Here is a 14908-nt window from a genome sequence, read left to right as displayed (position 1 = left end):
AGGGTAGGGCCGGGTGTCAGCGGAGCGGACGCCCGGCGGTGACGTGCTCGACGAGCAGGGGGGTCGGGGCGAGGGCGGGTTCGCGCGTTTCGGCGTGCAGGGCGCGCAGGGCGCCGACGGCGCGGTCGAGGCCGAGCCGGTCGAGGTCGGCGATGGGGCCGGTGGGGTAGCCGCAGCCGAGCGTCATGGCGGCGTCGATCGCGTCGGGGTCGGCGTATCCGGCGCCGAGCATGGCGGCGGCGTCGTTGAGGTAGGGGAAGCGGAGCGCGTCGACGATGAATCCGGCGCGGTCGCGGCAGCGGACGGTGGTGAGGCCGAGGGCGGCGAGGAGCGCGGCGGCGCGGTCGGCGGTGCCGGGGGCGGTCGCGACGGTCGCGGCGATCTCGGCGAGGTCGCCGTCGGGTTCGGGGAGGCGGAGCCCGACGACGTCGCCGGGGCGTCCGGACGCGACGGCGTGCTCGACGGCCTGCCCGGCGGCGGAGGTGACGGCGAGGACGGTGCCGTCCTTGAGGTTCGCGGTCGCTTCGGCGAGGAGGGCGCGTCCGGTCTCGGCGTCCTGCGCGGCCTCGACGACGAGGTCGCAGTCGGCGAGCCCGTCGGCGGACGTGCGGACCTGCGCGCCCGCGCGGTCGGCGCGGGCGGCGACGGCGTCGGCGAGCGGGCCGGTGCCGAGGACGCCGACGACGGGTGCGGCGGCCGCGGGGGCGTCCGCGGCGGGGGCGGCGGGGTTCGCGTGGTCGTAGAAGCCGCGGCCGGTCTTGCGGCCGAGCAGCCCGGCGGTGACGAGTTCGCGCAGCAGCGGGGAGGGGGCGTGGCGGCGGTCGCGGGACTCGGCGTAGATCGCCTCGAGGACCTCGAGGCAGGTGTCGAGGCCGATGAGGTCCATGAGGGTGAACGGGCCCATCGGCAGCCCGGCGCCGGCGGTCATCGCGGTGTCGATGTCGTCGCGGGTGGCGTGCCCGGACTCGAGCATGCCGGCCGCCTGGTTGAGGTAGCCGAACAGGAGGCGGTTCGCGACGAACCCGGCGCGGTCGCCGATGCTGACGGGCGTCTTGCCGAGGCTCTGGACGAGCGCCGCGACGCGCTCGGCGGCCTGCGGCTCGGTGCGGACGGTGCGGATGACCTCGACCAGCTTCATCACCGGCGCGGGGTTGAAGAAGTGCACGCCGACGATCTTGTCGGGGCGTCCGGTGGTGACGGCGATGTCGGTGACCGACAGGGACGAGGTGTTGGTGGCGAGGACGGCGTCGGCGCGGCACACGCGGTCGAGTTCGGCGAACACGGTCCGCTTGAGGTCGAGCCGCTCGGGGACGGCCTCGATGACGAGGTCGCAGTCGCCGAGGTCGGCGAAGTCGGTGGACAGCGCGATCCGGTCGAGGATCTCGCGCTGCGCGTCCTCGGTCAGCCGGCCGCGCTTGACCGCGCGTCCGGTCGAGGACTCCAGGTGCCCGCGCCCGCGCGCCAGCGCGTCCGCGTTGATCTCGATGCCGACGACCGCGAGGCCGCCGCGGGCCAGCACCTCGGCGATGCCCGCGCCCATGGTGCCCAGTCCGACGACCCCGACCTTGCTGAACGAACCACTCGTCATGGTTCGCAGTCTGGCAGAGGGCTCCGCCGGGGCCGATGCCGGGTACGACCGGGACGTGCGCTTCGGAATCTTCCTTCTCGCCGCCCGCTTCCCCGGCCAGGACGACGCCGCCGCCCTGGCCCGGACGGTCGACGCGGCCGTCGCCGCGGAACGGGCCGGCTTCGACGACGTGTGGCTGGCCGAGCACCATTTCATGACGTACGGGGTCGTGCCGTCCGCGACGGTCATGGCCGGGCATCTGCTGGGGGTGACGCGGCGGATCCATGTGGGGACGGCCGTGAGCGTGCTGTCCACGCAGCACCCGGTGGCGCTCGCGGAGCAGGCGGCGCTGCTGTCGCTGGTGTCGGGCGGCCGGTTCCGGCTCGGTGTCGGGCGCGGCGGCCCGTGGCGGGACCTGGAGGTGTTCGGGACCGGGCTCCCCCGCTACGAGGGCGGCTTCGCCGAGTCGCTCGATCTCCTGCTGGAGTGGCTCCGCTCGGAGCGGGTGGCGTGGGACGGCGAGCACTTCCGGTTCCGCGAGGTGCCGGTCGTCCCGCGCGCGCTCGCCCCGCCGCCGGTGGCGGTGGCTTGCACGTCGCGCGAGACCGAGCGGCTGGCGGCGTCCCGCGGGCTGCCGATGCTGCTGGGCATGCACGTGGGCGACGCGGAGAAGGCCGCGGCGGTCGAGCGCCACGGCGTCCCGGACGTCCCGCACGTCTCGGTGCACCTCGCGCAGGTCGCGGACACGCGGGACGAGGCGGTGGGGCTGCTGCTCGACGGGATGCCGCCGTGGCTCGGGCCCGGTCTGGACGGGTACGTCCCGGTGGACGATCGTCCGCGCCCGTCCCGCGACCCGGTGGGCTACACGCGCCGCATGTGCGACCTGCACCCGGTGGGGTCCCCGGACGACTGCGCGGCGGCGCTCGCCGCCACCGCGGAGCGCACCGGCATCGACCACGTCGTCCTGCTCGTCGAGGCCGCCGGCTCGCACCGCGCGACGCTGGAGAACATCGCGCGCCTCGGCGCCGAGGTCCTCCCCCGCCTCCGCTGAGCGCGGACGGCCCCGCCCGACGCGGGTCGGGCGGGGCCGCCGCGGCGGGGCCGCGGCCTCAGCAGTCGCGCAGTTCCGGCGACTGGTTGAGGATCTGCTCGCGCGCGGTGACGAACGCGGCGAGCGCCGCCGGGTCGCCGTCCGCGGGGAACACGGCGACGCGGTGGCAGTTCTGGAACGCGAGTTTCACGCCGTAGTAGCGCTCCAGGGCGCCGCGCATGGCGTCGCTGGCGAGGACGCGCAGCAGCTGGCCGCGCGCCTGCTCGTCCGGCGGCGGCGTCAGGTTGTCGGCGAAGTCGCCGCCGTCGACCTGGAGCCGCGCCACCAGGCCGCTGACCATCTCCCACGCGTACGGGAGGGACGTCCTGATGCATTCGACGAACGCGGCGTCGTCGACCTCGCCGCGCCGGGCCGTCTCGAGGAGTTCCGGGGTCACGTCAAGGGACATTCTGGGGTCCTTTCGCAGACGGATGACACCGGTGCTCGACGCTAATCACGCGTTCCGGCAATTTCCAGGCTTGACAGCGGCCCTGACTTGCGCGTGCCGGACGATCAGCGCGCGGGCGCCGCGCCGCCGCGGCGGGGCGCGGCGGCGCGCGGCCTGCGGATCCGGCCGGGGACCGGCATCCGGTCCGCCCAGTACTCGCGGGCCCGGCGCGCCGCCCGTCCGGCGCGGGCGGCGTCGCCCTCGGCCCGCATGTCCCGCGCCCGCTCCCGCATGAGCGCGTACATGATGTCGTTGTGGTACACGACGTTCCCTCCGTCCGCCGGGCCGCGTGTCCGGCCCGACATCCAAAAGGTTCGTCCTAAGGCGCCCGCCCCCGCATCGGCACGACGCCTTACTTCCGCACCACCGGACGCCTTAGCCGCGTCCCGGCCCCTTACGGCCGGGACGCGTACTCCGCGGACGGCGTCGCGCGCGCCTGCTCCGGGTCCGCGGCCTCCAGGTCGGCGCCCTCCAGGTCCATGCGCGGGACGATCCGGTCGAGCGGGCGCGGGAACCACCAGGCGGCGCGGCCGAGCAGCGCCATGGCGGCGGGCACGAGGCCCATCCGGACGACGAACGCGTCGACGGCGACGCCGACCGCGAGCGCGAACCCCATCGCCTGGACGATCGGGTCGGGCGAGGCGACGAACCCGCCGAACACCGCGATCATGATGAGCGCGGCGGCCGTCACGACGCGGGCGCCGCCGGCGAACCCCGAGACGACGGCCGTGCGGGCGTCCGCGCCCTTCGCGTACTCCTCGCGCATCCGCGACACCAGGAACACCTGGTAGTCCATGGCGAGGCCGAACAGCACGCCGATCAGCAGGATGGGCAGGAAGCTCGCGACCGGCCCGACCTTGTTGACCGGGACGAGGCCGGCGAGCCACCCCCACTGGTAGACCGCGACGACGGCGCCGAGGGACGCGGCGACGCTGAGCAGGAAGCCCGCGACGGCCTTGAGCGGGACGAGCACCGAGCGGAACGCGAGGGTCAGCAGGGCCAGCGAGATCACGGTGATGACGGCGAGGAACGGCGGGAGCGCGTCGCCCAGCTTCCGGGAGACGTCGATGTTCGCGGCGGTCGTGCCGGTGACGGCGACGCCCGGTTCGGCCCGCATCGCCTCGACGAGGTCCTCGGTGGCCGCGGTGTCGGGGCCGTGCTCGGGGATGACGGTGACCGCGGCGGTGCGTCCGTCCGGTGAGGCGCCGGGCGGCAGGACGGCCGCGACGCCGGGCAGCGCGGAGATGCGCGCGACCGCCCGCCGCGCCGCGTCGGGGCCGCCGTCCACGACGGCGATCAGCGGGCCGTTGAAGCCGGGCCCGAACCCCTCGGCCGTCAGGTCGTCGGCCTGGCGGGCGGTGGTGCTCGCGGGGAAGGAGCCGGCGCCGGGCAGGCCGAGCCGGAGGTCCTGCGCGGGGACGGCGAGGACGCCGACGAGCGCGAGGCCGCCGAGCAGGACGGGCACCGGGCGGCGCACGACGAGCCGCGCCCAGCGCGCGCCGAGCCCGGCGCCGTCCGGGGCGCCCCCGCGCAGCCCGGGGACGCGGAACCGGGTGACGGCGCGGCCCGCGAAGCCGAGCAGCGCGGGCAGCAGGGTGACGGCGGCGAGCACCGCGACGACCACCGCGCCGGCCGCCGACAGGCCCATCACGGTGAGGAACGGGACGCCCGCGACGGCGAGCCCGGCGAGGGCGACCACGACGGTGGCGCCCGCGAACACGACGGCGCCGCCCGCCGTGCCGACGGCGAGCGCGGCGGCGTCCTCGGGGTCGAGCCCGGCGGCGAGGTTCTGCCGGTGCCGGGACAGCACGAACAGCGCGTAGTCGATCCCGACGGCCATCCCGATCATCAGGGCGAGCACCGGCGCGGTCGAGATGATCTCCAGCGGTCCGGTGAGCGCGTACAGCCCGGCCATTCCGGCGCCGACGCCGGCGAGCGCGCTGAGCAGCGGCAGCCCGGCGGCGACCAGCGAGCCGAACGTGATCAGCAGGACGACGACCGCGACGCCGACGCCGATGGCCTCGCCGGCCCCGCCGACCTCGACCGCCGGCATGAAGGCGTCCCCGCCGAACTCCACGCGCAGGTCACCGGACGAGGCCCGCGCCGCGTCCCGCACCGCTTCGCGGGGCGCCTCCCCGAGGTCGTCGACACGGCGGTCGAACACGACCTGCACGATCGCGATGCGCCCGTCCGGCGAGACCGCCCGCGCGGCGAACGGGTCGACGGCCTCCGCGACGTCCGGGACCCGCCCGACCGCCTGGACGACCGGGCGGACGTCGCGCGGGTCGAGCCGTTCGCCGTGCGGCGCCGCGACGACGACGCGTCCGGAGGCGTTCGCGTACTCGGGGAGGGTCCCGGCGATGCGGTCGAGGGTCTGCTGGGCCTCGGTGCCGGGGACGCGGTACTCCTCGCTCACCTGCCCCGAGTAGGCGGCGGCCGCGCCGCCGAGCGCGGCGAGCAGCGCGAGCCAGCACGCGAGCACGGCGGCGCGCCGCCGGTAGGCGAGGCGCCCCAGCCGGTGCAGCAGGTTCGTCATGCGGTCGTCCCCCTTGAACGTCGGTGGTCCCGCCGCAGACTGTACGTGCGACTTAGTCACTCGAACAAGTCGGGTGACAAGGTGAGCGACGCCACGTCCCCGGGCGTCGGTAACCTTGGGCCATGGCGCACGTCCCCGCCGCCGAGCGGCGTCCCCAGCTCGTCGAGGCGGCCATCGACCTGATGGCGCGCAAGGGCGTCGAGGCCGGTAGCACGCGGGCCATCGCCGCCGAACTGGGCGTCGCGCAGGCGACCGTCCACTACACGTTCGGCACCAAGCGCGACCTGTACGGCGCGATCGTCGAGCGGCTCGCCGGCGAGATGGTCGACCGGGTGTGCGCCGCCGCGCCCGCCGAGGCCGCGCCGGGCGCGGCGGGGTTCGCGACGTCCGTCCGGATCATGGCGCGGGCGCTGTGGGACGCCTACGCCGAGCGGCCCGGACGGTTCCGCGTGTTCGACGAGCTGACCGTCATCGGCTCCCGCGACCCCGACATCCGGGAGGCGCTGCGCGAGCACCAGCTCGCCATGGAGCGCACCGCCGCCGACCTGGTCACCGGCCTCGCCGCGGAGACCGGCGTCGCCCTCGCCACCGACGCCGACGCCCTCGCCCGGTTCTTCCTCAACGGCTTCGACGGCCTGGTCGAGCGGCACCTGATCAGCGACGACGGCACGCACGAGGGCGACCTCGACCGGCTGATCGCCGCGGTGATCCACCTGGCCGTGCACGGCTGAACCGGGCGCCCGCACCCGCCGTCCGCACTAAGCTCGGGCGGGTGCGTCTCGTCATCGCCCGCTGCAGCGTCGATTACGCCGGCAAGCTCACCGCCCATCTCCCGATGGCCCCCCGCCTGGTCCTGATCAAGGCGGACGGGAGCGTGAGCATCCATGCCGACGATCGCGCCTACAAGCCGCTGAACTGGATGAACCCGCCCTGCTCCCTGCGCGAGGAGCCGTACACCGAGAACGGCGCCGTCGCGCGCTGGACGGTCACGCACGGCAAGTCGGGCGAGCGGCTGATCCTCACGATCGAGGAGTTCCTGCACGACAGCAGCCACGAGCTCGGGCTGGACCCGGGCCTGCGCAAGGACGGCGTCGAGGCCCACCTCCAGGAGCTCCTCGCCGAGCACATCACCACCCTCGGCGACGGCTACACGCTCATCCGGCGCGAGTTCCCGACCGCGATCGGCCCGGTCGACATCCTCTGCCGGGACGCCGACAGCGCCACGGTCGCGGTCGAGATCAAGCGCCGCGGCGAAATCGACGGCGTCGAGCAGCTCACCCGCTACCTCGAACTCCTCAACCGCGACCCGCACCTCGCGCCCGTCCGCGGGGTGTTCGCCGCGCAGGAGATCAAGCCGCAGGCGCGCGTCCTCGCCACCGACCGCGGCATCCACTGCGTGACGCTCGACTACGACGCGCTCCGCGGCATCGAGCACGAGGGCACCCTCTTCTAGGGCCGCGCGCCGCTTCACCAGAAAGACACCTTCGTTCGCCAGGCTGTGCGCCGACGTGCACGCGGACGAACCGGGTGGACGGATGACGGACCGGGTCGGCCTGCGCGGCGCGCGGGCGGCGGCGACGCCGCGATCCGGCTGTGGGATCCCCGGACCGGCGCCCTGCTGCGCACGTTCGGCGGGCCCCGCACGTCCGTGGCGTCGCTGTGCCTGAGCGCCGGCGGACGGTACGCGCTCGCCGGTGCCGAGTACACGGCCCGCCTGCACCTGTGGGACGTCGCTTCCGGCCGGCACGTGCGGACGGTCGAGGGGCCCACCCCGTGGACGAACGATCTCGCGTTCGTCGCGGGCGACCGGTTCGCCGTGTCGGCCCACTGGGACGGCGTCCACGTGTGGGACGTCTCCGGCGGCGGGCATCTCCGGATTCTCGACGAAGAGGATGACGCCTCCTGCGTCGCGGCGCCCGCCGACGGCCGGTTCGTGGTCGCGGGCCACCGCGACGGAACCGTCCGGGTGTGGGAACTCGACTGGGAGCCGTCACCGGGCGTTCACCCGGGCGGCGCCGACATCTAAAGAACAATCGTGTACAAGTAACCGGGTGAGGGCCCTCCTGCGCACCCCCCGCGTGCGGACGAAACTGCTCGTCACGGTCGTGGCCGTGCTGCTCTACCGGATCGGGCAGAACGCGCCGAGCCCCGGCGCGGACGTCGCGGCGCTCCGCGACGCCGCCGCCGCGGCCGTCCGCGACGACCCGGTGTACGCGCTGTTCGACCTGCTGACCGGCGGCGCGCTGCTGCACCTCTCCGTCCTCGGCCTCGGCGTGCTCCCGCACGTCGCCGCCGCCGTCACGATGGGTCTCCTCACCGGCGCCGTGCCCCGCCTGCGGGCGCTCGCCGCCGAGCCCGGCGGCGCCGCCCGGATCCGCCGGTACACCGATGTCCTCGCCGTCGCGGCCGGCGCCGCGATGGGCACCGCCGCGGCCGCCGCGGCCTCCCGGGGACGCCTCCCCGGCGGGGACGTCCTGACCGGCGCGGGCCCCGCCGCCGTCGCGGCGTCCCTGACGGCCGGGACGGCGGTCACCGTGCTCCTGCTCCGGCTGATCGACGCACGCGGATTCGGCCACGGCCTCGCACTCCTGTTCTTCACGCAGGTCAGCGCCGTCTTCCCCCGCCTCCTGGCGGACGTGCGGGACACCGGGGGCACCGGCGCGTTCGCCGCCGCGCTCGCCGTCGTCCTGCTCACGGCCCTGCTCACCGTCGCCGCGCTGACCGCCCTCACGCAGGCCGAACGGCGGGTGCCCGTCCAGTACGCCCGCCGGATGGTCGGCGTCCGCGCGCCCCGCGGCGGGAAGGTCCACATCCCCGTCCCGCTCCACCGCACCGGGCTCCGCGCGGTGCTGATCGCCCTCGCCGTCCTGCACGTGCCCGCGCTCGCCGCCCGCCTCTGGCCGGGCGGCGGGCTTCCCGACGGCCTCTGGACGGCGCCCCTGCACGGCAGCGCCTGGTTCCTGCTCGCCCTGTTCACGCTCGCCGTCCTCGCGAGGTCCGCCTCCTCGCTGGGGACCCTGGACGTCGCCGGCACCGCGAACCGGCTCGCGCGCGAAGGCGCGTTCGTCCCCGGGATCCGCCCCGGACGCCCGACCGCCGACTACCTCGCGTACGTGCGGTCACGCGTCGGCTTCACCGCACCGCTCGTCCTCGGGCTCCTCGCCGTGCTGCCGCACGCCGCGCTCGCCCTCCTCGGCGTCGGCGCGCCGCACCTCGGCACGTCCGTCCTGATCGTTCTCGGCGCCGGGCTCGGCACCGCCACCCGGACCGTGCGGCAGGCCGTGGCCGAACAGAAAATGCACGAATACGCGCCCTGCCTTCGGACGGGTTCCGCCGAGAACTGAATTGTTCGGCGAACGGACCGGAGGCGTTAACGCGAAGCGCCGTCCCTGCTGCGAAACTGCGACCGTCCGACCAATCGAAAGGGTCCCCCCATGTCCCGCAAGATCCGGGCGGCCGCGGCGTGTCTGCCCGTCCTGACTATGGCCGCGGCCTGCCCGAACGAGCCCCTGAACGCGCTTTGGCAGATCCAGCCGGGCATGACCGTCTACATCGACGGATGGGACCAGGACAACGAGGTGGGCGACCAGGCATTGGTCGAGCAGAAGACCTCGCAGATGTGGGTGATCCCCCGGGACGCGGAATTCCGCAACTCCCGGAGCAACGGCTTCACCGTCGAAGTGCAGCTCGACCGCAGGCGCGGTTTCGTCGTCACCGACCTGGGCGGCGTCCGCGTCGGACGCGACCACGACTACTGCCTCGAAGAGGGCGAGACGTACGTGACCCTGGACGTCCGCCCCGAGACCCTCCGCTGGGAGCCCGCCCCGGACGACGTCGACGTCAGCGGCGACGACTGCGTCCTCGACCCCGCCGGCGACTGACCCGCCACGGGCCCGGTCGTGCCGAGGTTGCCGAGTGAAGCCCTCCGGCTCCTCCGCGACTGTGCCTACCGCTTCTGGGACGACCGCGGCACCGGGGGGACGCCGATCCCGCCACGGTCGCGATCGGCCGCTCCCTCGTCGCGTCCTTCGAGTTCCGCCTGTGCACCGACGTGGAGCACGAGGTGAACTCCGGCTGGGACCACGACTGGGACGGCCCGCCCTTCAACGGCGTCGAGGACAGGGACGGTGACCGCCCCGGCCGCCGAACGCGCCGCCGACGCCGCCCGCGCGGCGATCGACGCCGACCCTGGTGACCCGCTGGTGCCGATCCACCTCGGCCACGCCCTCGCCTGGCTCGGCGACCGCGACGGGGCGACCGCCGCCTACCGCGAGGCACTGCGCCTCGACCCGGGCGACGGCCTCGCCGGAACCTGCCTCGAACAGCTCGACGCGGAGGTCCCGCGCCGTACTCGTTCGTCCTGCTGCGCAAGGAGACCCGGGTCGCCGCGCGGCCTGGACGTCCAATGGGTCGACCGCCACGACGAGCGCGTCCGCACGCCCGAGGGGCCCGAGCACGTCGTCGTCCCGGGCACGAAGGTCAAGGCGCGCCTCGCGTCGGGCGCCCGGATCACCGCCCGCAAGGGCACGGGCCCGCAGCCCGCAGCGCCCTACGCCGTCGCCTGGCGCCCGTCCGGTCGGTCAGGGGCGGGGGCCGAGGTCGCGGATGGTTCCGGCGAGGGCGCGGACGGCGTCGTTCTCGGCCTCACGGCGCCAGACCAGCGCGTACGACAGGGGCGGCGTGTCCGGCAGGGGCAGCCACCGGATGTGCGGCATGGACCAGTACTTCGTGACGTGGGCGGGAAAGCCGTGGACGATCTCGCCCGTGCTGACCAGGTGGATGAGGTCGTCGCCGTTGGTGACGATCTGGCTGCGCTCGATGGGACGGCCCCGCGGCGTCTGGAACGGCAGGTAGCGGTCCTCCCAGTAGTCCGGCATGGCGGGGGCGGTGGCGTGCCGGCGCCCGGCGAGCGCCTCCAGCGGCACCGACGAGCGCGAGGCCAGTTCGTCCTCGGCGGACACGGCGAGCAGCCGCGCATCGGTGAACAGGACCGGGCCCACCGCCAGGTCGGGTTCCTCCACGGGCAGCCACACGATCAGGGCGTCCAGCTCACCGGCGCGGAGCCGCGCGAACGGGTCGGTGAACGGGGCGCGGCGGATCTGCAGCCGCCACTGCGGGTGCCGGGAGCGGAAGGCGTCCCAGAAGGGGTGCAGGTCGGCGGTGTTGAACGGCAGCATGCCGACGCGCAGGACGGCGGTGACGCCGCGGGCGGCCAGCCGGGCGCGTTCCAGGCCGTCGAGCAGGCTCACGTAGACGGGCCGGAGGTCGTCGTGGAGCTGGCGGCCCAGCGCGGTCAGGCGGATCCGGCGGCGGTTGGAGCGGTCGAACAGCCGCCCGCCCAGGTGGCGCTCCTGCCGCGCGATCGCCTGGCTGACCCGCGCCTGGGACACGTGGAGGCGGTCGGCGGTGCGCCCGAAGTGCAGCTCCTCGGCCAGCGTCAGGAAGATCTCGATGTCACGCAGCTCCACCGGCGTCCCTCTCGGGTCATAACCCCTGCGTTATCGGCATGTGCGCGAAGTTTACGTTGATCGCGGCCCGCGCCCCGGCGAAGGTTGGTGATGCCGCCGGCGGTTCTTCACCGACCCGCCCCTTCGGGGGCCGTGCCACCCCCGCGAAAGGACCCGACAATGCAAGCGCGCATGACCAATCCCGCCTTCGTGCTGCCCGACGGCATGAAGGGCATCGGCGCCATCTTCAAGGCCGTGAACCAGGGCGGTATCTCCCACGAACTGCAGGAGATCGTCGGCCTGCGCGCCAGCCAGATCAACGGCTGCTCGGCGTGCGTCCACGCCCACCACGCCAACCTGGTGAAGGCCGGGGAGCCCGCCGAGCGGATCGCCGCGGTCGCCGCGTGGCGGGAGGCGCCGTTCTTCGACGACGGCGAGCGGGCGGCGCTGGAGCTGACCGAGGCGGTCACCCGGCTCGCCGACCGCTCCGGCGACGCCGTGGACGGCGAACTGTGGGACCGGGTCGCCGACCATTTCGACGAGAAGCAGCTCGCCGCGCTCATCCTGCTGATCGGCGTGACGAACATGTTCAACCGTCTCAACGCGGCCATCAAGGAGCCCGCCGGCACCTCCTGGACCTGACCTGGCGCGGCACCGAGCCCGGCGGCCGCTCCGCCCGGGCCGGTGCCGCTCCCCCGCCCGTCCCCTTCGGAGCGGCACGCGGTCACCGCGGGCCGGCGTCCCTGCCGCTCAGCCGAGGCCGTCGGCCTTGCCGAGCAGGTAGCGCTTCTCGACCTCGTTCCCGGTCAGGTCGGCCGCCCGGCGGTAGAGGTCGGCCGCGCGCGCGGTGTCGCCGGTCATCTGGAGCAGGTGGGCGCGGACCGCGTGCTCGCGCTGCCCGGCGAGCGGATCCAGGTCCAGGCGGTGGCGCCGGACCAGGTCGTCCAGGAGCGCCAGACCGCGGGCCGGACCGTAGGCGTGCGCGACCGCCACCACGCGGCTGAGCCGGACCGGCGCCGTAGGAGTGAGCCGTTCGAGCCACAGATACAGCACGGCGATCTGGGCCCATTCGGTTTCGTCGGGCGAGGACGCCGCGGCGTGCACGGCGGCGATGGCGGCCTGGATCTGGTAGGGCCCCGGCCGGTCGCGGTTCCAGACGCCGTCGATGAGGGCGGTGCCCTCGGCGATCAGGTCGCGGTCCCACCGGGTGCGGTCCTGCTCGTGCAGGGGGACCAGGTCGCCGCCGTCGGTGCGGGCGGTGCGCCTGGACTCGGTGAGCAGCATCAGCGCCAGCAGACCGGTCGCCTCGGCGTCGCCGGGCAGCGCGGCGCACAGCATGCGGGTCAGCCGGATCGCCTCGCGGGTCAGGTCGACCCGGGCGAGCCGGTCGCCGGAGGTGGCGGTGTAGCCCTCGTTGAAGACCAGGTAGAGCACCCGCATCACGGCGGCGATGCGTCCGTCGCGGTCGGCGTCGGTGGGCGGCGCGAAGCGCGCTCCGGCGCGGGCCAGCCGCTGCTTGGCGCGGCTGATCCGGGCGCCCATGGTGGACTCGGTCGTCCCGTGGGCGCGGGCGATCTCGGCGGTGGTCAGGCCGCCGACCGCCCGCAGCGTGAGCGCCACCTGGGAGGCTGGCTCCAGCACCGGATGGCAGCACAGCAGCAGCAGGGTCAGGCTGTCGTCGGTCTCGCGGACGGGGCCCGCCCGGCGCTCGGGTGCCTGCATCGCCGACTCTGCCGCGCCGACCTCCCGCTCGCGGCGGTGGCGGGCATGGTCGGAGCGGATCAGGTCGACCATGCGCCGGTACCCGACACGGATGAGCCAGCTCCGCGGGTTCTCCGGGACGCCCTCGTCCGGCCAACTGCGGCTCGCTGCCAGCAGCGCCTCCTGCACCGCGTCCTCGGCGACGTCGAACCGGCCGAAGCGGCGGACGAGCGCGCCGAGCACCTGCGGCGCCTCGGTGCGCAGCAGGTGCTCGAGCTCCCGGTTCACGCCCCGAAGTCCTCGCCCATGATCGGGCGGATCTCGATCGGTTCGCCGAGCGCCTCGACGATGCGCGCGGCGATCTCGACGGCGCGCTCCCGGCCCGTCACGTCGATCACGGCGAAGCTGGCCAGGACCTCCTTCAGCTCGGCGAAGGGGCCGTCGGTGGCGACCACCGTGCCGCCGTCGCGGCGGACGGTGGTGCTGACCGCCGGATGCCCCAGGCCCTCGCTGGTCACGAACTCACCGGACGCGATCAGCTCCTCCTCCAGCTTCCGGTAGGTCGCGAACGCGGCCAGCGCCTCCTCCGAGGGGACGTCGGCGGTGGCGGCGTCCCACGCGGCGGCCGGAGTGTAGGCCAGCAGCAGGTACTTCATCGTGAATCCTTCGATCGGTCGTCGCGGGCAACGTTACGGTCGCGTCAGGCGGCGCGCCGCAGCCACACCGCGAGCACGGTCGTCCAGGTGAAGGCGACCGCGCCGTTCACCGCGATCTGGATGCTCATGTGGGCGGGCGTCATCGGCACCAGCAGCACCAGCGCGGCGACACCGCTCAGCACGGCGGGAGCCGTGGCCCGGCGGCGGGCGCACCGGACCGCCAGCACGATCGCCGCGGCGGCCAGCGCGGCGAACGCCACCGCCGCGGCGGCCGAGTGCGCGACGCCGTGCCAGGACATCTGCGCGACCAGCCCCTCGGGGGTACCGGCCGGGAAGCCCTTTTCGGGGTCCATGGTGAAGACCCCGGCCGCCACCAGCCCGGCGCCGAAGACGCCCACCAGGATCGGCAGCGCCCGCCGTCCGAGCCCCTCGGTGAGCGTGCGCCGGACGCCGGCGGCCAGCCCCAGCGCGCCCGCCCCCGCCAGGACGAAGGTGAGGATCTGGATCCACCCCAAGTCGCCGGTGGACAGCTGGCTGATGGGGTGCCGGGTGATGTCGAAGCCCTCGCGGGTGAGCATCTGCGCGATCGCCGAGGCGAAGAAGAGCGGCCCGGCCAGCGCTCCCGCGAGCAGCAGGCGCCCGGACGTCCGAACGGTCTCGCGGACGGGAACGGCGGTGGCGGTCATGACGTCCTCCCTTGTCGGTGGGTTCTCGCCCGCTACCTCGGACCCGCACCGAACTTCTTGACGCCGTCCGACTGTGATTCAGATCACACCCATTGGACGTCAAAGCCCGGCTGGGGGCTCCGAGGTACCGGCAAGCAACCGCACAGGAGGACGACATGACCGAGACGCAGCAGCCCAGCACCGCAGTGAAGGCCCTCGACCGCCTGGTCGGCACCTGGGACGTCACCGGCGGCGCGGAGGGGACCGTCCGCTACGAGTGGATGCCCGGCGGGTTCTTCCTGCTCCAGCACGTCGAGCTCACCCAGTTCGGCGAGCCCGTCACCGGCATGGAGGTCATCGGCAACCTGCGCCCGTTCGGTGAGCCGACGGGGACCGACGTGGTGTCGCGGTACTACGACTCGGCGGGCAACACCTTCGACTACGTCTACGAACTGGAGGGCGACAAGCTGACCATCTGGGCCGGAGCCAAGGGCAGCCCCGCCTACTACGACGGCACCTTCAGCGCCGACGGCAACACCCTCACCGGCGAGTGGGTCTACCCCGGCGGCGGCGGTTACGCCTCCACCTCGACCCGCATCTGACAGCCGCCAAGGGGCGGCACAGCACCCGCCCGCACAAACCGGTGCCGCCCTTTGGCCGAACCGACTGTGGTCCGGCCAAAGGGCGGCCATGGACGTCTTCGACGGAGTCCGACCGGCTCGACGAGATCCTTTCCGCCGGCCGTTCCACGCTGGTCACCGAGGGCCCGCACGCCGCCCTCGCGCTCCGCCACCTGCG

General features: G+C 74.5%; 16 protein-coding genes. 8 read left to right on the top strand and 8 right to left on the bottom strand.

The genetic code is table 11. From position 1 onward, the window contains the following. Positions 1-16 precede the first annotated feature (16 nt). Positions 17-1588, bottom strand: a complete 1572-nt coding sequence (locus tag H505_RS0113910) for a 3-hydroxyacyl-CoA dehydrogenase family protein (protein WP_026402487.1) — start codon at positions 1586-1588, stop codon at positions 17-19. Between the two features lie 55 nt (positions 1589-1643). Here H505_RS0113910 and H505_RS0113905 point away from each other — a divergent pair, with 55 nt between their 5' ends. Next, positions 1644-2618, top strand: a complete 975-nt coding sequence (locus H505_RS0113905) for an LLM class flavin-dependent oxidoreductase (RefSeq protein WP_026402486.1) — start codon at positions 1644-1646, stop codon at positions 2616-2618. Between the two features lie 58 nt (positions 2619-2676). On the opposite strand, the gene H505_RS0113900 is transcribed toward H505_RS0113905, so the two are convergent. The 3 genes from H505_RS0113900 to H505_RS0113890 all read right to left on the bottom strand — a co-directional run bounded on the left by H505_RS0113900 (position 2677) and on the right by H505_RS0113890 (position 5641). Beyond that, a complete protein-coding gene (locus H505_RS0113900) occupies positions 2677-3066 on the bottom strand; it encodes an SCO5389 family protein (RefSeq protein WP_026402485.1) in 390 nt (129 codons plus the stop codon). A gap of 104 nt (positions 3067-3170) precedes the next feature. Next, positions 3171-3368: a hypothetical protein gene (locus H505_RS0113895; protein ID WP_157432990.1), complete on the bottom strand. Its 198-nt coding sequence runs from the start codon at positions 3366-3368 to the stop codon at positions 3171-3173. Between the two features lie 131 nt (positions 3369-3499). Continuing rightward, positions 3500-5641 (bottom strand): MMPL family transporter, encoded by a 2142-nt coding sequence (locus tag H505_RS0113890; RefSeq protein ID WP_026402483.1) that lies wholly within the window; start codon positions 5639-5641, stop codon positions 3500-3502. A 122-nt stretch (positions 5642-5763) separates the two neighbouring features. On the opposite strand from H505_RS0113890, the gene H505_RS0113885 reads away from it, so the two are divergent. From H505_RS0113885 to H505_RS0113865, 5 genes are all read left to right on the top strand, one after another. Further along, the gene (locus H505_RS0113885; protein ID WP_026402482.1) at positions 5764-6372 is read left to right on the top strand and encodes a TetR/AcrR family transcriptional regulator; all 609 of its coding nucleotides are present in this window, start codon (positions 5764-5766) and stop codon (positions 6370-6372) included. Positions 6373-6413: 41 nt separating this feature from the next. Then, entirely contained in the window at positions 6414-7094 is a 681-nt protein-coding gene (nucS, locus tag H505_RS0113880) for an endonuclease NucS (RefSeq protein WP_026402481.1), read from the top strand. A 45-nt stretch (positions 7095-7139) separates the two neighbouring features. Beyond that, positions 7140-7667 carry a WD40 repeat domain-containing protein gene (locus H505_RS0113875; protein ID WP_084550220.1) on the top strand — a complete coding sequence of 176 codons (528 nt, stop codon included), beginning with the start codon at positions 7140-7142 and terminating at the stop codon, positions 7665-7667. A gap of 25 nt (positions 7668-7692) precedes the next feature. Continuing rightward, positions 7693-8985 (top strand): preprotein translocase subunit SecY, encoded by a 1293-nt coding sequence (locus H505_RS0113870; protein ID WP_026402479.1) that lies wholly within the window; start codon positions 7693-7695, stop codon positions 8983-8985. A gap of 90 nt (positions 8986-9075) precedes the next feature. Further along, the gene (locus H505_RS0113865) at positions 9076-9522 is read left to right on the top strand and encodes a hypothetical protein (RefSeq protein ID WP_034517843.1); all 447 of its coding nucleotides are present in this window, start codon (positions 9076-9078) and stop codon (positions 9520-9522) included. A 699-nt stretch (positions 9523-10221) separates the two neighbouring features. Here the strand turns inward: H505_RS0113865 and H505_RS0113860 are convergent. Beyond that, positions 10222-11109: a LysR family transcriptional regulator gene (locus H505_RS0113860; RefSeq protein ID WP_026402477.1), complete on the bottom strand. Its 888-nt coding sequence runs from the start codon at positions 11107-11109 to the stop codon at positions 10222-10224. A gap of 171 nt (positions 11110-11280) precedes the next feature. Between H505_RS0113860 and H505_RS0113855 the strand changes: the two genes are divergently transcribed. Then, complete coding sequence (locus H505_RS0113855; RefSeq protein ID WP_245592507.1) at positions 11281-11730, top strand: carboxymuconolactone decarboxylase family protein; 450 nt, start codon at positions 11281-11283, stop codon at positions 11728-11730. Positions 11731-11838: 108 nt separating this feature from the next. Here H505_RS0113855 and H505_RS0113850 read toward each other — a convergent pair whose 3' ends face one another. From H505_RS0113850 to H505_RS0113840, 3 genes are read right to left on the bottom strand one after another with little or no spacing between them, the layout of a single operon-like run. Beyond that, the gene (locus tag H505_RS0113850; RefSeq protein ID WP_026402475.1) at positions 11839-13077 is read right to left on the bottom strand and encodes an RNA polymerase sigma factor; all 1239 of its coding nucleotides are present in this window, start codon (positions 13075-13077) and stop codon (positions 11839-11841) included. After that, entirely contained in the window at positions 13074-13445 is a 372-nt protein-coding gene (locus H505_RS0113845) for a YciI family protein (protein WP_026402474.1), read from the bottom strand. Before H505_RS0113845 ends, H505_RS0113850 begins: the two co-directional genes overlap by 4 nt. A 44-nt stretch (positions 13446-13489) precedes the next feature. Next, entirely contained in the window at positions 13490-14131 is a 642-nt protein-coding gene (locus tag H505_RS0113840) for a DUF998 domain-containing protein (protein ID WP_026402473.1), read from the bottom strand. 155 nt (positions 14132-14286) lie between these two features. On the opposite strand from H505_RS0113840, the gene H505_RS0113835 reads away from it, so the two are divergent. Continuing rightward, entirely contained in the window at positions 14287-14712 is a 426-nt protein-coding gene (locus tag H505_RS0113835; protein WP_026402472.1) for a hypothetical protein, read from the top strand. Positions 14713-14908 lie beyond the last annotated feature (196 nt).

The organism is Actinomadura rifamycini DSM 43936, from assembly GCF_000425065.1.
In the GTDB taxonomy this organism is placed as follows: Bacteria; Actinomycetota; Actinomycetes; order Streptosporangiales; family Streptosporangiaceae; genus Spirillospora; species Spirillospora rifamycini.
Note: the sequence above shows the minus strand (reverse complement) of the source record. Positions and strands in the feature narration are given on the sequence as shown.